This window comes from Methylobacterium sp. AC315, from assembly GCF_979253755.1.
Window position 1 is genome coordinate 123,373 of the sequence record NZ_CEEDEA010000008.1, and the last position, 17,655, is coordinate 141,027.

Genomic DNA, 17,655 nt, shown 5'->3' on the forward strand with positions numbered 1-17,655 from the left:
CTCAGAAAAGGATAGCGTCATGCCGGGAGAGAGGGAACTCAAAGTTCTTGTGGCAGGAGGAGCCGGTTTTATCGGCTCTCACCTGACCGATGCTCTGATCGCCGACGGCGCACGCGTGACCTGCCTCGACAACCTTCTGACCGGGCGCCAGGCTAATCTCGATCATCTTCGGCGCGAGCCCCGCTTCGACTTCCTGGAGGCGGACCTCGTCGATCCGCTGCCGCACCTGCCGCGGTTCGACCGGATCTTCAATTTCGCCTGTGCGGCCTCGCCGCCGCACTACCAGGCGAACCCGGTCCACACGATGATGACCAGCGTGCTGGGGACCAACCGCCTGCTGGAACGGGCCCGGGCGGACGGAGCCCGCTTCCTCCAGGCCTCGACCAGCGAGGTCTACGGCGATCCCGATGTCCACCCGCAGCGGGAATCCTACTGGGGCAACGTGAACCCGACCGGCCCACGGGCCTGTTACGACGAAGGCAAGCGGGCGGCGGAGACCCTGGTCTTCGACTTCGAGCGCGGCCACGGCACGGACGTGCGGGTGGCCCGCATCTTCAACACCTACGGGCCGCGCATGCGCGCGGATGACGGGCGCGTCGTCTCGAACGTCATCTGCCAAGCCCTCGCGGGCTCGGACATCACGATCTACGGCGACGGCAGCCAGACCCGTTCGTTCTGCTACGTCAGCGACCTGGTCGACGGCCTGATGCGCCTGATGGCGCGGGACACGGTGCCGGGCGGCCCGGTGAACCTCGGAAACCCGAGCGAGCTGACGATCGGCGACTTGGTCGAGCGCGTCGTCGGCCTGACGGGGACCGCCTCGCGGGTGGTCGAGCGGCCGCTCCCGATCGACGATCCGCGCCGCCGCAAGCCCGATATCACGCGGGCGCGGGACCTGCTCGGCTGGTCCCCCACCGTGGCCCTCCAGGACGGACTCACGGCCACGATCGCCTGGTTCGCGCAGGAGGTCGCGCCCCAGGAGGTCGCGCCGCCGGAGGTCGCAACACCGGCGCAGCCGCCGCGGGACCGCATCCTTGCCGCGGAGTGACGGCGCCCCCGCGGGAGAACATCGATCGCCGTCCGCAACCCGAATGCCAGTGCGCCCGTGGAGGTCGTGATGGGTGGACCGAAAGTACGCGTCGGCCTCGTCGGCGTCGGCAACTGCGCCTCATCGTTCGTGCAGGGCCTGCACTACTACCGTGCCGCGAGCCCCGAAGAGACCGTGCCGGGGCTGATGAACGTCGCGCTCGGCGGCTATCACGTCGCCGATATCGAGGTGGTCTGCGCCTTCGACATCAACGCCGGAAAAGTCGGGCGCGACCTCGCGGATGCGATCCTCGCGCCGCCGAACAACACGCAGCGTTTCGCCGACGTGCCGGCGAGCGGGGTCGTGGTGCGGCGCGGGCCGACGCTTGACGGGCTCGGGACCTACCTGCGGGCCGACGTGCCGGAATCGGACGAGACGCCCATCGACGTCGCGGCGGAACTCGAGCGGACCCGCACCGACGTCCTCGTCTGCTACCTGCCGGTCGGCTCCGAGCGCGCCGCCGAATACTACGCCGACTGCGCCCTGCGGGCGGGCTGCGCACTGGTCAATTGCATCCCGGTCTTCATCGCCTCGAACCCGGCATGGCGGGCGCGGTTCGAGGCGCGCGGGCTGCCGCTGATCGGCGACGACATCAAGAGCCAGGTCGGCGCCACGATCGTGCACCGGATGCTCGCCAACCTCCTGCGCGAGCGCGGCGTCCGCCTCGATCGGACCTACCAGCTCAACTTCGGCGGCAACGCCGATTTCAAGAACATGCTGGAGCGGGAGCGGCTGGAATCGAAGAAGCTCTCGAAGACCCGCGCCGTCACCAGCCAGCTCGACGTGCCCCTCGCCCCTCACGACATCCATGTCGGTCCAAGCGACCACGTGCCGTGGCTCACCGATCGCAAATGGGCGCATATCCGGCTCGAGGGCACGGCCTTCGGCGGAACGCCGCTCAACATCGAGCTGAAGCTCGAAGTCTGGGATTCGCCGAACTCGGCCGGCATCGTGATCGATGCCGTGCGCTGCGCCAAGCTCGCCCGGGACCGTGGCACCGGAGGCGCCCTGATCGGCCCGTCGAGCTACTTCATGAAGGCGCCGCCGCGCCAGTTCACCGATCACGAGGCGCGGGAGCGGGCGCTCCGATTCATCGCCGGCCTGCCCGATCCGGAGCCGTCCGGGTCGCCGGAGCCGACGTGACCCGGGTCTACCTCGTGCGCCACGCGTCGCACGACCGCGTGCACGGGGTCCTGTGCGGGCGGATGCCCGGTGTTGCGCTCGGTGCACGCGGCCACGCCGAGGCGGCGGCGCTGGCCGGCCGGCTCGCGGGCTCCGGCGCCACCGAAATCCTGTCCAGCCCGCAGCGGCGCGCCCTGGAGACCGCCGAGCCCATCGCGGCTCGCCTGGGCCGGCCGATCGCCGTCGCGCCGGAACTCAACGAGATCGCGTTCGGCGACTGGACCGGCCGCAGCTTCGCGGACCTCGCGGACGACCCGCTCTGGCGGTGCTGGAACGAGGCGCGTGCGACGGCCCGTACGCCGGGCGGGGAGAGCATGGCGGAGGCGCAGGGCCGCATCCTCGGGCTCCTCGAGCGGCTCAGCGGGACCTGCGTGCTGGTGAGCCACTGCGACGTGATCCGGGCGGCCCTCGTGACGGTCCTCGGGCTGTCCCTCGACGCCTACGACCGGATCGCGGTCGATCCCGGCTCGCTGAGCCTCGTGGAACTCTGGCCGGGGGGCGGGCGCCTCCTCGGCCTGAACGAGCAACCGGCCATCGCATGAGGCCACGATGAAGCTGATCGTCTTCGGACTCACCGTCAGCTCCGCCTGGGGCAACGGTCATGCGACCCTGTGGCGGGGCCTCTGCCGCGCCATGGCGGAACGCGGGCATCACGTCGTCTTCTTCGAGCGCGACGTGCCGTATTACCGCGCGCATCGCGACCTCGCCGCGCTGCCAGGCGGCCAGCTCGTCCTGTTCGAGGCCTGGAGTGCGGTCGAGGCCCGCGCGGCGCGCGAGCTGGCCGACGCGGATGTCGCCATGGTGACGTCCTATTGCCCGGACGCGGGTGCGGCCACCGATCTCGTGCTCAACGCCTCTCGGGCGAAGCGGGTCTTCTACGACCTCGACACGCCCGTGACGCTGGCGCGCCTGCGGCGCGGCGAGGCGGTCTCGTATATCGGGCCCGACGGTCTGGCCGGCTTCGACCTCGTGCTGAGCTACACCGGCGGCCGCGCCTTGACCGCCCTGCGGGACGAGCTCGGGGCAGGCCGGGTGGCGCCGCTCTACGGGCATGTCGACCCCGCCGTGCACCGCCCCGCGGCCGCCATCGTGCGCTACCGTTCGGACCTCTCCTATCTCGGGACCTACGCGGCCGACCGGCAGGCCGGCGTCGCGGACCTCCTCGTCGAGCCGGCCCGGCGCCGTCCGGAGCGCCGCTTCCTGATCGGCGGGGCGCAATACCCCGCGGACTTCCCCTGGGGGCCGAACATCCACTTCGTGCATCACGTCGTCCCCGAGGAGCACGCCGCCTTCTTCTCCTCCTCGCGGCTCACGCTCAACGTGACGCGGGCCGCCATGGCCGAGACGGGGTGGTGCCCGTCCGGCCGGGTGTTCGAGGCCGCGGCCTGCGGCGCCGCCGTGCTGAGCGACGACTGGGCCGGGCTCGATGCCTTCTACCGGCCCGGCGCGGAGATCCTGATCGCGCGCGACGCGGACGACGTCTGCGCCGCCATGGACCTCACCGATACCGAACTCCGGCGGGTCGCGGAGGCGGGCCGCGACCGGACCCTGACCGATCACACCGCGGCCCGGCGGGTCGATGCCCTCGAGCGGATCCTCGCGGACCTGCCCGGATGCGCATCCGCCGTCGATGCGCGCCAGCCCGAACTCAGCGCGGAGCCTTGAGCATGTGGGGAATCGTGCCGGCGGCGGGCCTGGGCAGCCGCATCCAGCCCCTTGCCTTCTCGAAGGAGCTGCTGCCGGTCGGAAGCCGCCTGCGCGAGGGCGCGGCACGCCCCTGCGCCGTGAGCGAATACCTGGTGGAGCGGATGCTGCGCGCGGGGGTCACGCGGATCTGCTTCGTGATCGCACCGGGCAAGTCCGACATCGTCGAGTATTACGGCGCCGGCTACGGCAGCGTTCCGATCGCCTACGTGGTTCAGCCGCGGGCGAGCGGGCTGTGCGACGCGGTGTTCCGCGCCCTTCCGCTGATCGGCCCCGACGAGCCGGTGATCGTGGGGCTTCCCGACACGATCTGGTTTCCGGAAGACGCCCTGACGACGCTTCCGGACGCGATCCTCTCGTTCCTGCTCTTCCCCGTGGATCGGCCTGAACGCTTCGACGCGGTCGTCCTGGATGCGCAGGACCGGATCACGGAGATCCAGGTGAAGCGCAGCGATGCCACCTCCCGCTGGATCTGGGGGGCCTTCAAGATGCCGGGGCGAACCCTCGGCGCGCTGCACGCGCTCTGGCAGTCGCGGGGCTGCGCCGACGACTATGTCGGCACCCTGGTCAACGCCTACCTGGCCGGGGGCGGGCAGGCGCGGGGGATCCGGGCCGGACGATCCTACGTCGATGCCGGTACCCTCGACGGGTATCGCGCCGCCATCGCGCTCCTCGGCGAGGCCGAGCGGACCGGAGGACCCGGACGCCTCTCCCTCGGCGAGCCCGCCGCGAAAGCCTGCGCGCTGTCCATCCCCTGACGCCCGGAGGAAGCCTGATGATGAGCCTGGCCGAGGAGAACGCCACCCTGCGCCGCGAGATCGACGCGCTGGGGGACTGGTTCCACAACATCGAGCTCGACGGCGTGCCGACCGCGCCGAACCATTTCCTGGGGGATTACCCGCGGGTGAAATGGCGGCGCTTCGCCGACGCGATCCCGGCCGATCTCACCGGCAAGAGCGTGCTGGACATCGGCTGCAACGGCGGCTTCTACGCCATCGAGATGAAGCGCCGCGGCGCCGCGCGGGTGCTCGGTCTGGATTCCGACGCGCGCTACCTGGAACAGGCCCGCTTCGCCGCCGCGCGGACCGGCCAGGACATCGAGTTCCGCAACCTCTCGGTCTACGATGTCGGGGCGCTCGGCGAACGCTTCGACGTCGTGCTGTTCATGGGCGTGCTCTACCACCTGCGCCACCCGCTCCTGGCCCTGGACCTGATCCGCACGCACGCGGCCCGCGACCTGCTCGTGTTCCAGTCCATGCAGCGCGGGGCGCCGGACATCGCTCCGGTCGCCGAGAATTACGATTTCTGGGATGTCGGCCATTTCGCCGAGCCCGGCTACCCGAAGCTGCACTTCATCGAGCATCGCTACGCGAACGACTGGACCAACTGGTGGGTCCCCAACCGGGCCTGCACCGAGGCGATGCTGCGCGCGAGCGGCTTCGCGATCGCCGCCCACCCGGAGGAGGAGGTCTACGTCTGCCGCTGCGCGCCCCTTCCGCCGGGCGCCGGTGCCGTCCACCCGGCGCCGGCACCCGGCCCGCGGCCCGATTTCCCGACAGCCGAGGATTCCCACCTGTGATCGAAGCGGTGATGCTCTGGAACGAGCCGAACAACAAATCGCACTGGGACCCCGAGATCGATCCCGACTGGTTGCGCTTCGGCGCCATGGCGAAGGCGGCCGGCGAGGCGATCCACGCCGTCAATCCGAGCGTGCCGCGGGTCCTCGGCGGCATCTCGCCGATCGACCCGCTCTTCATCCGCCGCATGGAGAGCCAGGGCGTCCTCGATGCGGTGGACGCGGTCGCGGTGCACGGCTTCCCGCTCGACTGGAACCTCTGGCAGATCCACGAATGGCCGCAGAAGATCGCGGAGATCCGCGCCGTCACGCCGCTGCCGATCTGGGTCTCGGAAGTCGGCGTCTCGACCTTCGGAGCCGAGGAGGTGCAGGCCTGGGGGCTCGCCCGCACCGCCGAACTGCTGATCGGGCGCGCGCCGCGCATCCACTGGTACAGCCTCTACGATCTGCCCCGCGAGTGGGAGGCGACCACCCGCCACCGGGAGGCGGAGGGCTCGTCCTACTACCGGCACTTCCACATGGGCCTGCTGCGCCAGGACGGCACGCCGAAGCTCGCGCTCGCGGCTTTCGCCAAGCACACCCCGGCCCTCGGGCTCTGCCAGTGGTTCCACTTCGAGGATCACCGCCTGGACGATGCGGTGGCCTGGATGAAGCGCCTCGGCGTGACCTATCTGCGCACGGGCCTGTCCTGGGCCGACAGCTTCCGGCCGAACGCCCTCGACTGGTTCGACCGGCAGATGGACGCGCTGCGCGATTTCGACGTCACCGTGACCTTCTGCTTCACCCCGGAGCATCGCGGCATCGCACCCCATCACACCAGCGCGCCGCAGGAGCCCGCGGAGTTCGCCGCGTTCTGCGCCGACATGGTGCGCCGCTACGCACCGGCGGGCGCCGGATGAGCGGCAGCCGTGCTGGTCTACGGTAAGGCGAGCCGGACCGGCGATCCCCGCGACCGGCTCGCCACGCTGGCGACCCTGCTGCGCGCCGTGGCGGAGGAGCCGCCCGGCATCCGCCGGCACGGCGCCCGGGTCGCCGCCCTGATCGAGGCAGGGGAACTCGCGCAGGGGATCGCCGACGCGACGTTCCACGATCACGGCCGGGACCTGGCCTGCCCCGCCCGGGACGCCACGACCGCGCTGCTGTTGGACCTTGCCCGATCGGTCTGGGACTCGTGGCGGACGGGGTTCGGAACGCCGCCCGGCACCCCGGACCTGTCCGCCCTGGCCGCGACGCGGCTGCCCGCGCGCATCATCACGCGCTGGGCCGAAGGCTTCGCCTTCTACGCGCTCTATCCGGAGAGCTACGCGATGGCCGCGGCGCGGGCCGCCCTGGCCGCGACCACCCGCGTCGTCGGCATCCGCAGCATCGGGGTCCCCCTCGGCGCCATGGTGGCGGCCGGCCTCGGATCGTCCGACCTGCGGACGGTACGCCCCGTCGGCCACCCGTTCCGGCGTGCGTTGGCCCTGGACGGTGCCTTCGCGGCAGCCTTGACCGCGGGCGACCCGGCGGGATTCGCGATCGTCGACGAGGGACCGGGCCTGTCCGGAAGTTCGTTCGGCGCGGTCATGGACACCCTCGCGCATCTCGGGATCGCCGAGGATCGGCTCACCCTGTTCCCGAGCCACACGGGGACGCCGGGACCGCAAGCGACCGAACGGGACCAGGCACGCTGGCGGCGCGCGACGCGCCACACCGTTCCGTTCGGGGATGTGGTGCTGGCCAATGGCGGGCTCGCGTCCTGGGTGGCCGATCTGGTCGGCCCCGTGCAGGCGCCCCCGATCGAGATCTCGGGCGGGCGCTGGCGCGCGTTCCAGGGCCGCGGCGCGGATGCGTGGCCGCCCGTCAATGCGCAACAGGAGAAGCGGAAATTCCTGCTCCGGGCGGGCGGCACGCTCTGGCACCTCAAGTTCGCCGGTCTCGGCCCCGCCGGCCGCGCGAAGCTCGACCGCGCCCGCGCCCTGCACGCGGCCGGGTTCACGCCGCCGGTCGCAGGGTATCGCCACGGCTTCCTCGTCGAGCGCTGGGTCGCGGATGGCCGGCCCCTCGATCTCGGCCCCGTGGCGCCAGGCGCGCTCATCGACTGGGTCGGTCGCTACCTCGGCTTCCGGGCCCGACATTTCCCGAGCGGGCCGGAACGCGGCGCACGCCTGAGCGAACTCGTCGCGATGGCGCGACACAACGTCGGCGAGGCCCTCGGGCCGGACTGGGCCGAACGGCTCGACGCCTGGGTCGGACCCCGCATGGCCGGATCCCGCATGGCCTTGCTCGCCGACCGCGCGCGTCCGGTCGAGATCGATGGCCGGATGCAACCCTGGGAATTCCTGGTCCGACGCGATGGCGGCCTGCTGAAATGCGACGCCCTCGACCACCATGCCGCCCACGATCTCGTGGGGTGCCAGGACATCGCCTGGGACATCGTCGGAGCGGCCGTCGAACTCCCGCTTCCGGAGGACGCGCAAGGGCACCTCGCCACGATCGTGGAACGCGTGGGCGGGTACCCGGTCGACCCCGAACTCCTTGCCGTCCTGACGCCCTGTTACCTCGCCTTCCAACTCGGCGCCGCGGACATGGCGGGGGAGGGCGCGCACGATCCGCTCGAAGCCGGTCGTCATCGACGATCGTGCGCGCGCTACACGCAGCAGCTGCGGCACGTGCTCGGGGGCTGACGCGGGTGGCCGACAAAAGGGCCACCCGCGATCCCGCTCAGTGCGAGCGGCTCGCGGCCTTGCCGGCGGCGGTGTGGGTATGATGGCTGTCACGCTCCCCGCCGCCCCCGGAGACGTGCGACCGGGAATCGCTGGTCGGGCTGCCCGGGGCGGGGCCGCGATGCGCCTCCGGCTGCGGCTTCGAGGCATCCTGATGGCTGCTGCCGGGGCCGCCGTGGTGGCGGTCGGCCGCGGGCGTCTTCTGCGAGCTGCTCATTAGCGGTCCTGCTGATAGCCCTGGTTCGTGGTGTTGATCTTCGAATTGCCGGACTGACCCACCGAATCGGGATTCTTGGTCTGGCCGGATCCCTTCGGACCGGTGGCCACCGGCGTCTCGGGTGCGCTTCCGGGCCCCTTGTCGGACTGGTTGGCCGGTGGAACGGGCGGTGGCTTCGCCGTCATGCTGGGCTCCTCTCGTCACGAGACCGATACATCGATGGCAATCGCTGTCACGGCGCACCTGTTCCCGTGATCGGCGATGGCGCATGGAAGATCTTTCGTCTTACGCTAAAGCTTGCGGATGTTCTGCGCGATACGCTTCGCCTCCGCCTCGTCGACTTGAACCGGACGGCCGCTGTCGTCGGGAATACCTTCGCCGGTCTGGGCGATCGTGCTCTTGCGCGGTCGCGCGTTGGGCCCCGTGGAATCCGGTTTCCCGGACACCGGCTCACGGGTTTCGCGGGTCATGCCAGCCTCCTGGAATGCGTATCCGGCGCGAGCGCGGACGCTCGACAGGGATGCCCGCGCGCCTCCGGCATCTCCCTCGCGCGCAGGCTCCGCCTGCGGTCGGCAGCCATCGGGATCAGAGGATCGGCTTGCCGCCCGTCACGGCGATGGTCGCGCCCGAGACGTAACTCGATTCCGCGCTCGCCAGCAGGACGTAGACGGGGGCGAGCTCGCACGGCTGGCCGGGGCGCTGCATCGGCACCTGCGAGCCGAAGGTCCGCACCTTCTCGGGCGGCATCGTGGAGGGGATCAGAGGCGTCCAGACGGGCCCGGGCGCGACGCAGTTCACCCGGATCTCCTGCTCGGCCAACATCTGCGCGAGGCCGCCGGTGAAGTTCTGGATGGCGCCCTTGGTGGTCGCGTAGGCGAGCAATTGCGGGCTCGGCGTATCGGCGTTGACCGAGGTTGTGTTGATGATCGCGGCGCCCGCCTTCATGTGCGGCAGCGCCGCCTTCACCAGGTAGAACATCGCGTGGATGTTCGTGGCGAAGGTGATCTCCCATTCCGTATCGGAGATGTCTTCCGGCGACGCGAAGGTCTTCTGGTGCGCCGCGTTGTTGACGAGCACGTCCACCTGCCCGAACTCGGCCACCGCCCGATCGATGATCGCGCGACAATGCGCGGCGTCCTTGACGTCGCCCGGCACCGCCACGGCCTTGCGACCGGCCTCCTCGACGAGGCGGCAGGTCTCCTGCGCGTCATCGTGCTCGTCGTAGTAGCTGACCAGCACATCGGCGCCCTCGCGGGCAAAGGCGAGGGCCACCGCGCGGCCGATGCCGCTGTCGGCGCCGGTGATCACGGTCTTGCGCCCGGTGAGACGTCCCGACCCCCGGTAATGCGCCTCGCCATAATCGGGCCGGGGATCCATGTCGGCGTCGCGGGCCGGGGGCGTCAGCGGGCGTTGCCGCTCGAAGGGGGGTTTTGGGAAATTCGTCATCCGCGGATCTCCATTCTCTGACGCGGGTGGGTCGGGGCGCGGACGCATCCGGTGTCGCGAAGACGGCGCAGCCATCCGGGCACGGCGGCCGGATGCGAGGCGGTCCCGTTGTCGAGCCGTGCGGCGGCCCGAGGTGGACTTAGGTTTTCCAGGTCGCCGTCGCGCACAACGTCGCCGTCCTCTCGGTCGTCCGGCACGAAGCGTGATCCGCGCGCCGGATCGGCCCGCCGCCGACCGTTGGCCGCCCGAGCGACGCGGACGAGCCGTCCCGCTCTCCGCACGCGGAGCACAGTCTTCGTCTCGTCCCGGACGAGCCCGCGCAGCAGCGGCGCGCTGGAAAGGAAACAGAGCGCCCGTCTCGTCCGACATGACAGGCCCAGCGGACGTTCTTGGTAAGACGGTTCAGCTGCATAACGCGACGATGATGCCGGTTCTTGAAGCGATAATCTTCGAGGGAAATATTTGTTTCGATGATTTTCTATTGACGCATGTTAAGTGTTCAAACGATCGGCGCTGCTTCATAGGCGCCTCCTCACCTGCGCGTCGTGCCTTGGCCGTGACCCGGCAAACCGGTTCCCGCCGCCCGCAGGCCATGCCGCGGGGCGGATCGAACCCGTGAGGCCGGCTCGCACATCGGGTTCTCGCGCACGGCTTCCGGCGGCCCGCGACGCGTCGCCCGTCTTCGGCGCCCATTCTCCCCGGCCGGTCGCGCCCCGGCGGATCGGGGCGCTCGCTCCGCGCCTGAACCCGGTGGCTCCTTGACTTATGCGCAATCTGCGTCTTAGTTATGCTCAAGTTGAGCATAGTTGGCGCCATGACCGAACCCGAGTTCCTCGCCGGATACGACCCCGCCGCCTACGAGCGGCCGGCGCTCGCCGTCGATCTCGTCCTGCTCGGCCTGCGTCAGGGGCGCCTGACGGCGCTCCTGACGGAGCGCACGCAGCATCCCCATGCCGGGCGCTGGGCGCTGCCGGGCGGCTTCGTCGGCATCGCCGAGACCCTGGACGCGGCGGCCTGGCGGGTCCTGCGGGAGAAGGCCGGGATCCCGCAAGCGCGCCTCGAACAGCTCTACACCTTCGGCGCCCTGGACCGCGATCCGCGCATGCGCATCGTCTCCGTGGCCTACTTGGCGCTGCTGCCGGAGCGGACCTTCGCGGAAGCGCTCGCGGGTAAACGAGGCCTGACGGCCGCGAGCGTCGCGGTGCCCTGGGAGGGCGAGGCCGGCGGCCCCGTCTCGGCCCTGCCGGAGGACGGGGACCCGCTCGCGCTGGCCTTCGACCATGCCGACATCCTGGCGCTGGCCGTGCTGCGGCTGCGCGGCAAGCTCGACTATTCGGACGTCGCCTTCGCGCTGCTGCCGGAGCACTTCACGCTCCGGCAGCTGCAGGACGTGCACGCGGCGATCCTCGGTACGTCGCTCAACAAGCCCGCCTTCCGCCGCCGCATGCTCGACCGCGGCTGGCTGGAGCCGACCGGCGCGCGCGAGGCCGGCACGGCGTTCCGCCCCGCCGAACTCTACCGGTTCCGACCGTCCCGTTGACCCGCAAGGAGGACATCATGGCTACGATCCGCAACATCGGCCTGATCGCCCAGCTGAGGAGCGAGGCGAGCCGCCACGTCATCCGCTACAGCAGCGGCCGCGTCCGGCAGAGCGGCCGGGGACTGGTCTTCTGGTTCAGGCCCGAGACCGCCAGCATCAGCGAGGTGCCGGTGGACGACCGCGAGATGACGCTGTTCGTGCGCGGCCGCAGCCGGGACTTCCAGACGGTCGCGGTGCAGGGGACGGTCGGCTGGCACGTGGTCGATCCCGAACTGCTGGCACGCCGGGTCGATTTCTCGATCAACCTCGCCACCGGCCGCCTGCAGGGCGAGCCGATCGAGCAGATCGAGGCGCGCCTCAGCGGCATCGCCGGCCAGGCGGTCCTGCAATATCTCGGCGCCGCGCCGATCGGTGCCCTGCTCGATGCAGGCCCCGAGCCGCTGCGGGTGATCCTCGAGGCGGTCCTGGCATCGGCCCCGGCGCTCGCCGAGATCGGGGTCGCGGCGGTGTCGGTGCGGCTCACCAACCTCGCACCCACCAGCGAGCTGGAACGCGCCCTGCAGACGCCGACCTACGAGGCGCTGCAGCAGAAGGCCGACGAGGCGACCTTCGCCCGTCGCGCCCTCGCGGTCGAGAAGGAGCGGGCCATCGCGGAGAACGAACTCGCGACCAAGACCGAGCTGGCCCGGCGCGAGACGCTCCTGATCGTGCAGGAGACGCAGAACGCCCGCGACCGGGCGGCCGGCCTCGCTGAGGCCCAGGGGCTCGAGGCGGCGGCCGAGGCCGAGCGGATCCGGCTCGTCGAGGGCGCCCGCGCCGAGGCCGAGCAGCAGCGCGCCGCTATCTACCGCGACATGCCGCCGGCCGTGCTGCTCGGGCTCGCCGCACGGGAATTCGCCGGCAAGCTCGACACGATCGAGCACCTCAACGTTACGCCCGACCTGCTCGCGGCGGCCCTGGGCGAATTCCGCCGGGCCGTGCCGCTGCCGGCCGCGACGCGCTGAGGGGGGCGGGCCATGGCAGGGGTCACGCCCCGGGTGGTCTTCGTGATCCGCGACACCGATTACGAACTGCTGCTGATCCGGCACGCGACCCGCGGCCAGGTCCGGTTCTTCCTGGAGAGCCGCGGGCAGTCGATCGCGGAGATCGAGGAGCGCCACGCGCGCGCCCACGCGGTCCTCGCGCAGGCCCGCGCTTGCGTGCCGACGGAGTGGCGCCAGGCGCTGGTGCGCCGCCCCGACCTCGATCGCTTCCTGTTCGCCCCCGAGGACGTCGTGGTCGCGGTGGGCCAGGACGGGCTCGTGGCCAACGTCGCGAAGTATCTCGACGGGCAGCCGGTGGTCGGCGTCAATCCGGCGCCCGACCTCTACGACGGCATCCTGGCGCGCGCCCCGGTGGAGCGGCTGGGGGCGCTGCTGCCGGCCAGCGTCGCCGGAGCCGCGCGGATCGAGCGCCGCACCATGGTGCAGGCGGTGCTCGACGGCGGCGAGCGGCTGCTGGCGTTGAACGAGATCTTCGTCGGCCACCGCAGCCACCAATCCGCGCGCTACCGGATCGAGGATCGCGGCCGGGCGGAGGACCAGTCGTCGAGCGGCCTGATCGTGGCGTCCGGGACCGGCCTGACCGGCTGGGCCCGGTCGATCAGCGACGCGACCCACATCGCCCTCGCTGTCGGCGTCGAGGAGGCGGCGGTCGGCTACTGGGTGCGCGAGCCGTTTCCGAGCGTCGCCACCGCGACGGGCCTGCGCGCGGGCAAGCTCGCCGACGCGGCCCTGGCCGTGACCTCCCGGATGAACGAGGGCGGCGTCGTGTTCGCCGACGGGATCGAGCAGGATTTCCTCGCCTTCGACTGGGGGCGGCGCGTGGACATCGCCCCCGCCGCCCGGACCCTCAACCTCGTCGTCGATTGAGACCGCGGGCCGCGTTCGGGGCGGGCGGCGTCACCGGCCCAGTGCACGCGGCCCTCGTCGAGACGCCGGCAACCGGGCGGGGCAACGCGTCGGCGCGCGCCGCCGTCGCGTCATGCGGCGACGGGCCTGACCACCACGTCCTCGGCGTCGACGAGGGTCGCCATGACGCCGGACTGGATCCGCGCGAAGACCGCGTCGGGATCGCCCATGCTCTGCATCAAGACGGCGCACGAGAGGGCGATGACGTGCGGGGTGCGGTCAGGCCCTTCGGCGAGGAACGCGCGGATCGCCTCGACCAGGGAGTCGTTCGGATCCTCCTCCGGCAGCGTGCTCAGGACATGCGCGCAATCCTGCCGCAGCGACGCCAACGCGGTGTCCACCACCGAGACCCAGTGCCGGGCCTGGTCGTGGATGAGCCAGCGCACCGACCCTTCAGCGACCGGGGCCAGTCCCGCGAGATAGCGTCGAGCGGCTGCGTCATCGAACATGGCGTGGGCTTTAGCGCCCGCCCTTCGAAACGCCAACGCGTCGGATGACCGGTTCGGACCGCCGCCCTGTTGCCGGCGCGGGACCCGGCCGGCATGGTGTCGGCCCCGGAACAGGCGAAGCGAGCATTCGAGCCATGGGTCTGCTGGACGGATTGCTGGGCCACGGCGCCGAAGTCGACGCCGCCTCCCTCGAGCGGCGGCTCGCGGGCATCCTGATCGACGGCGAGACGGCGCGCCTGGCGTTCAAGATCATCCGGGACGTGTTCGTGTTCACGGAACGCCGGATCATCCTGATCGACGTGCAGGGCGTCACCGGCAGCAAGGTCGAATTCACCTCGATTCCCTACCGGGCGGTGGTCCGCTTCTCGGTGGAGACGGCCGGCACCTTCGATCTCGATGCCGAGCTCAAGATCTGGGTCTCGGGCACGCCGCAGCCGATCGAGCGCACCCTGAAGAAGGGCGCCGACGTGCGCGGCATCCAGCGCGCCCTGGCCGAGGGCGTGCTGCGCTAGAGCCGTGCCCGAGCGCCGGACGCCGGCTCACCGGGGCGCCGCGCCGCTCCGCGACCCGACCGGGGCCATCGCCTCGAACACGCCGTCCCGGCGGACCAGCGCGTGGAACAGCGCCGCCGCCACATGGGTCAGCACCAGGGCGAAGAACGCGAAGGCGAGGTAGAAATGCGCGTTCCACAGCAGCGTATGGAGCGCGGCGTTCTGCGGTAGAATCGCGGGCAGGCGGATGTCTCCGTAGAGCACGACCGGGTAGGCCCCGGCCGACAGCATCGCCCAGCCCAGAAGCGGCATGGCGAACATCAGCGCGTAGAGCCCGTAATGGGACAGGTGCGCGGCGAGCTTCATCGGCGCCGGCAGGTCGGCCGGCAGGGGCGGGCTCCCGCTTCGCGCCCGCACCGCCAGCCGGATCAGGGCGAGGACGAAGATCGCCACGCCCAGCGTCTTATGGGTCGCCAGCAACGGCACGTATGTGGGCATGATCGTCGAGACCATGCCGACCCCGATGAAGAACATCGCGATGATGCACGCCGCCATCGACCAGTGCAGCAGCCGCTGGCCGCCCGTGAAGCGCGTCCTGTCTGTCGTCATCGCCGCGCCTCCGCCGTGCGCCCAGGATAATCCTTCTCCTCCGCGGTGCGGAGGTCGTAGGATCGCGCGTAGGCCGCCGAGCGCGCCGCCGGGAACGGGTCGTCGGAGACCCGGATGCCGTCCGGCAGGATCGTCGGATCGAAGTTGATGTCGCGGCAGGGGCCGTCCGCCTCGGGTTCGATGCGCCGAACCACCAGGGTGCCCGCCTCCACGCTGCGCCGTCCCTCCGGCCAGGCCCGGCTCGGATCGGCGGTCGGGTCGCCGGGCTCGGCGACGGTGAGGACCAGGGTCCAGCGTTGCGGCGCGGCCGCGACCCGGTCCGCGATCTCCTGCTCCAGGTAGGCGGGGCCGCGCTTGGCCAGATCCTCGGGCGTGATCCGCACCGCCTGCGCTTCGGGACGGAACGACCAGCGCACGGCCCGCTCGGCGCCGGACGCGTCGGTCACCAGGAAGGCGTTGAGGCTGTTGTAGGGCTCCTGCGCGTAGCTCGCGGTCCAGTCGGGGCTCTTGGCCCAGGCGCCGAACGGGGCGAACCCCGGATGCGCGGCGACGAAGGCCGCCATCGCGTTCGGCTCCTTGCTCGCCGGGACCCGCAGCAGGGCGTAGAACGCCTCCGGGGTGGAAACCGGGAAGACCGGCGCGTTGATCATGGCGGTGCGCCACACCGCGCCGTCGTCCGACGTGATCTGCAGCCCGAGGCCCCGCACCCGGACGGTGGCATCCGGCGCGCCCGGATTGGGGGTGCCGAGGTTGAACCGCCCCAGCGCCGGATGGTGCCCGGCCTCAAAGATGCGTGCCCGCGAGAGCGCGCTGCCCTGGCCGTTGGCCTCGAACGTTCCGGTGAAGCAGATGCCCTTGGCGTGGTTGCGGCGATACCCGGGAACCGGGCCGGTCGGCGGCGCGAGCGCGTCGACGAGCTTCGTGGGCGTCAGGCGGTCGGGCGAGAGCCAGCCCGCCGTGTAGGCGAGCGCCCCGGTCGCGCCGACGCAGACGGCCGCGATGACCGCGAGCGAGGTCAGGGTCGAGCGCGGCCCCGATGATGGAAGCGGCATGCGAGGGTCTCCCTTGGACGTCGCGCGGCGCCGGCCGCCGACGGCCCCGGCGCGGCGACGAACGATCCCGGACGCCGGCGGAGACCGGCTCCGCCCGCGTTCGAGGACTCACAAGCTGCCAGAAATTTTGAATGCAGGAAAGCAAAGCTTCGGAGCGGCGACGAATACGGGCGGCGTTCGTGGAAAGACGGGTTTCTGCCCGGGCCGTACTGCTCCACGCCGGTACCGCTCACGCGGCCCGGGGCACCAGGCGCCGGGCGCGCACGGTGCCGTCGATGCTCCGGAGCGCCTGGAGAACCGCATCCGCCTCCGTCCGCTCCACCGACGCATCCACGACCACGTAGCCGAAATCGCCATCGGTCTGCAGATACTGCGCGTCGATGTTGAGCGCGCGGCCCGAGAAGACCGTATTGATCTTGCCCAGGACGCCGGGCACGTTCCGGTGCACGTGGAGGAAGCGTGCGCCGGACAGGCGCGGTGGCAATTGCACCTGCGGGAAGTTGACGGCGCCCAGCGTCGAGCCGGTCTGGGCATACTCCACCAGCTTGCGGGCGACCTCCGCGCCGATGCGGTCCTGCGCTTCTTCCGTCGATCCGCCGATGTGCGGGGTCAGGATCACGTTCGCGAGGCCCTGGAGCGGCGAGACGAAGCGCTCCGCGTTGGAGGTCGGCTCGACCGGGAAGACGTCGATCGCCGCGCCGCCGAGACGGCCCTCCCGCAGCGCCGCGGCCAGGGCCTCCAGGTCCACCACCGTGCCGCGGCTGTTGTTGATCAGGTAGGCGCCGGGCTTCATGGCGCGGATCCGTGCCGCGTTCATGAGCCCGTGCGTCGCCGGGGTCTCGGGAACGTGGAGGCTGACCACGTCGCTCAGGGCGAGCAGGGTCTCCAGGCTGTCCACCGGCTCGGTGTTGCCGTGGCGCAGCTTGTCGGTCAGGTCGTGGAAGATGACGCGCATGCCCATCGCCTCGGCGAGATTGGACAGCTGCGAGCCGATATTGCCGTAGCCGACGATCCCCAGTGTCTTGCCGCGGACCTCGAAGGCGCCCGTCGCGGATTTGTCCCATCCGCCCGCATGCGCGGAGGCCGAGCGCGGCAGGATGCGCCGCAGCAGCATCACGATCTCGCCGATCGTGAGTTCGGCGACGCTGCGCGTGTTCGAGAACGGCGCGTTGAAGACGGGCACGCCCCGCGCCCGGGCGCTCTCGAGATCGACCTGATTGGTCCCGACGCTGAAGCACCCGATGACGGTCAGGTCGGGCAGCGCGTCGAGCAGCTCCGCCGTGACCGTGGTCCGCGAGCGGATCCCGAGCACGTTGGTGTCCGCGAGGCGCGCCGCCTCGGCGAGGCCGAAGGCGTGGGACAGCGGTTGGACCGCGCCGAATCCCGCCTGCGCGAAGATCGCGTGGGCCGTGGCGGCGATGTTCTCGCTCAGGACGATGCGTTCCGTAGGCAAAACCGGCACCTCTGCGGAAGGGATGTTGCAGAGTATCACGATCTGCGCGGCGCTGTTCGTCGTCAATCGTCTTCGATCGGCGAACAGGACAAGACGGAAGAATCGTCGTGGTGTTGTGCAATACGATGGGAAGAATGTATCGTTCGCGGCTGGCGTCCTGCTTCATTGCGATCTTGAGGGATCGGTGCTTCCGAT

Annotated in this window: 20 protein-coding genes; 12 read left to right on the plus strand and 8 right to left on the minus strand. The window is 71.0% G+C overall.

Annotation, left to right across the window (positions count from 1 at the left end; genetic code table 11):
• Positions 1-19: 19 nt before the first annotated feature.
• From AC0IY0_RS15650 to AC0IY0_RS15685, 8 genes are all read left to right on the plus strand, one after another.
• Entirely contained in the window at positions 20-1,048 is a 1,029-nt protein-coding gene (locus AC0IY0_RS15650; RefSeq protein WP_147939319.1) for a UDP-glucuronic acid decarboxylase family protein, read from the plus strand.
• Between the two features lie 69 nt (positions 1,049-1,117).
• The gene (locus AC0IY0_RS15655; protein WP_147908059.1) at positions 1,118-2,230 is read left to right on the plus strand and encodes an inositol-3-phosphate synthase; all 1,113 of its coding nucleotides are present in this window, start codon (positions 1,118-1,120) and stop codon (positions 2,228-2,230) included.
• The gene (locus AC0IY0_RS15660) at positions 2,227-2,811 is read left to right on the plus strand and encodes a histidine phosphatase family protein (RefSeq protein ID WP_147939317.1); all 585 of its coding nucleotides are present in this window, start codon (positions 2,227-2,229) and stop codon (positions 2,809-2,811) included. Before AC0IY0_RS15655 ends, AC0IY0_RS15660 begins: the two co-directional genes overlap by 4 nt.
• Before the next feature lie 7 nt (positions 2,812-2,818).
• The gene (locus AC0IY0_RS15665) at positions 2,819-3,934 is read left to right on the plus strand and encodes a CgeB family protein (RefSeq protein ID WP_147908060.1); all 1,116 of its coding nucleotides are present in this window, start codon (positions 2,819-2,821) and stop codon (positions 3,932-3,934) included.
• 2 nt (positions 3,935-3,936) lie between these two features.
• Positions 3,937-4,731, plus strand: coding sequence for a nucleotidyltransferase family protein (locus AC0IY0_RS15670; RefSeq protein ID WP_147908061.1), 795 nt, complete (start codon positions 3,937-3,939; stop codon positions 4,729-4,731).
• A 17-nt stretch (positions 4,732-4,748) separates the two neighbouring features.
• Positions 4,749-5,552: a TIGR04290 family methyltransferase gene (locus AC0IY0_RS15675; protein WP_471764499.1), complete on the plus strand. Its 804-nt coding sequence runs from the start codon at positions 4,749-4,751 to the stop codon at positions 5,550-5,552.
• Positions 5,549-6,448 (plus strand): glycoside hydrolase 5 family protein, encoded by a 900-nt coding sequence (locus tag AC0IY0_RS15680; RefSeq protein WP_461230055.1) that lies wholly within the window; start codon positions 5,549-5,551, stop codon positions 6,446-6,448. Before AC0IY0_RS15675 ends, AC0IY0_RS15680 begins: the two co-directional genes overlap by 4 nt.
• Positions 6,449-6,457: 9 nt before the next feature.
• Positions 6,458-8,215 carry a hypothetical protein gene (locus AC0IY0_RS15685; RefSeq protein WP_471764501.1) on the plus strand — a complete coding sequence of 586 codons (1,758 nt, stop codon included), beginning with the start codon at positions 6,458-6,460 and terminating at the stop codon, positions 8,213-8,215.
• Positions 8,216-8,252: 37 nt separating this feature from the next.
• Here AC0IY0_RS15685 and AC0IY0_RS15690 read toward each other — a convergent pair whose 3' ends face one another.
• From AC0IY0_RS15690 to AC0IY0_RS15705, 4 genes are all read right to left on the minus strand, one after another.
• Positions 8,253-8,471: a hypothetical protein gene (locus AC0IY0_RS15690; protein WP_147908064.1), complete on the minus strand. Its 219-nt coding sequence runs from the start codon at positions 8,469-8,471 to the stop codon at positions 8,253-8,255.
• Positions 8,471-8,656, minus strand: coding sequence for a hypothetical protein (locus AC0IY0_RS15695; RefSeq protein WP_147908065.1), 186 nt, complete (start codon positions 8,654-8,656; stop codon positions 8,471-8,473). The genes AC0IY0_RS15690 and AC0IY0_RS15695 overlap by 1 nt, the downstream gene beginning before the upstream one ends.
• 105 nt (positions 8,657-8,761) lie before the next feature.
• Positions 8,762-8,941 (minus strand): hypothetical protein, encoded by a 180-nt coding sequence (locus AC0IY0_RS15700; RefSeq protein WP_147908066.1) that lies wholly within the window; start codon positions 8,939-8,941, stop codon positions 8,762-8,764.
• Between the two features lie 115 nt (positions 8,942-9,056).
• Positions 9,057-9,917: an SDR family oxidoreductase gene (locus AC0IY0_RS15705; protein WP_471764503.1), complete on the minus strand. Its 861-nt coding sequence runs from the start codon at positions 9,915-9,917 to the stop codon at positions 9,057-9,059.
• A gap of 814 nt (positions 9,918-10,731) precedes the next feature.
• On the opposite strand from AC0IY0_RS15705, the gene AC0IY0_RS15710 reads away from it, so the two are divergent.
• Genes AC0IY0_RS15710 through AC0IY0_RS15720 form a run of 3 tightly spaced genes read left to right on the plus strand, consistent with a single transcriptional unit; the run spans position 10,732 to position 13,367 of the window.
• Positions 10,732-11,457, plus strand: a complete 726-nt coding sequence (locus AC0IY0_RS15710) for an NUDIX hydrolase (RefSeq protein WP_147939312.1) — start codon at positions 10,732-10,734, stop codon at positions 11,455-11,457.
• Between the two features lie 17 nt (positions 11,458-11,474).
• Positions 11,475-12,461, plus strand: a complete 987-nt coding sequence (locus AC0IY0_RS15715) for an SPFH domain-containing protein (RefSeq protein ID WP_147939311.1) — start codon at positions 11,475-11,477, stop codon at positions 12,459-12,461.
• 12 nt (positions 12,462-12,473) lie between these two features.
• Complete coding sequence (locus tag AC0IY0_RS15720) at positions 12,474-13,367, plus strand: NAD(+)/NADH kinase (RefSeq protein WP_461230051.1); 894 nt, start codon at positions 12,474-12,476, stop codon at positions 13,365-13,367.
• A gap of 110 nt (positions 13,368-13,477) precedes the next feature.
• Here the strand turns inward: AC0IY0_RS15720 and AC0IY0_RS15725 are convergent, their stop codons facing one another.
• A complete protein-coding gene (locus AC0IY0_RS15725; RefSeq protein WP_471764506.1) occupies positions 13,478-13,855 on the minus strand; it encodes a hypothetical protein in 378 nt (125 codons plus the stop codon).
• Between the two features lie 134 nt (positions 13,856-13,989).
• Here AC0IY0_RS15725 and AC0IY0_RS15730 point away from each other — a divergent pair, with 134 nt between their 5' ends.
• Positions 13,990-14,367 carry a PH domain-containing protein gene (locus tag AC0IY0_RS15730; RefSeq protein ID WP_147857259.1) on the plus strand — a complete coding sequence of 126 codons (378 nt, stop codon included), beginning with the start codon at positions 13,990-13,992 and terminating at the stop codon, positions 14,365-14,367.
• A 27-nt stretch (positions 14,368-14,394) separates the two neighbouring features.
• Here the strand turns inward: AC0IY0_RS15730 and AC0IY0_RS15735 are convergent, their stop codons facing one another.
• The 3 genes from AC0IY0_RS15735 to serA form a co-directional block, all read right to left on the minus strand.
• The gene (locus AC0IY0_RS15735) at positions 14,395-14,955 is read right to left on the minus strand and encodes a cytochrome b (RefSeq protein WP_471764508.1); all 561 of its coding nucleotides are present in this window, start codon (positions 14,953-14,955) and stop codon (positions 14,395-14,397) included.
• Positions 14,952-16,007 carry a catalase family peroxidase gene (locus AC0IY0_RS15740; protein ID WP_419830962.1) on the minus strand — a complete coding sequence of 352 codons (1,056 nt, stop codon included), beginning with the start codon at positions 16,005-16,007 and terminating at the stop codon, positions 14,952-14,954. Before AC0IY0_RS15740 ends, AC0IY0_RS15735 begins: the two co-directional genes overlap by 4 nt.
• A gap of 229 nt (positions 16,008-16,236) precedes the next feature.
• Positions 16,237-17,460 (minus strand): phosphoglycerate dehydrogenase, encoded by a 1,224-nt coding sequence (serA, locus tag AC0IY0_RS15745; protein WP_147939306.1) that lies wholly within the window; start codon positions 17,458-17,460, stop codon positions 16,237-16,239.
• Positions 17,461-17,655 lie beyond the last annotated feature (195 nt).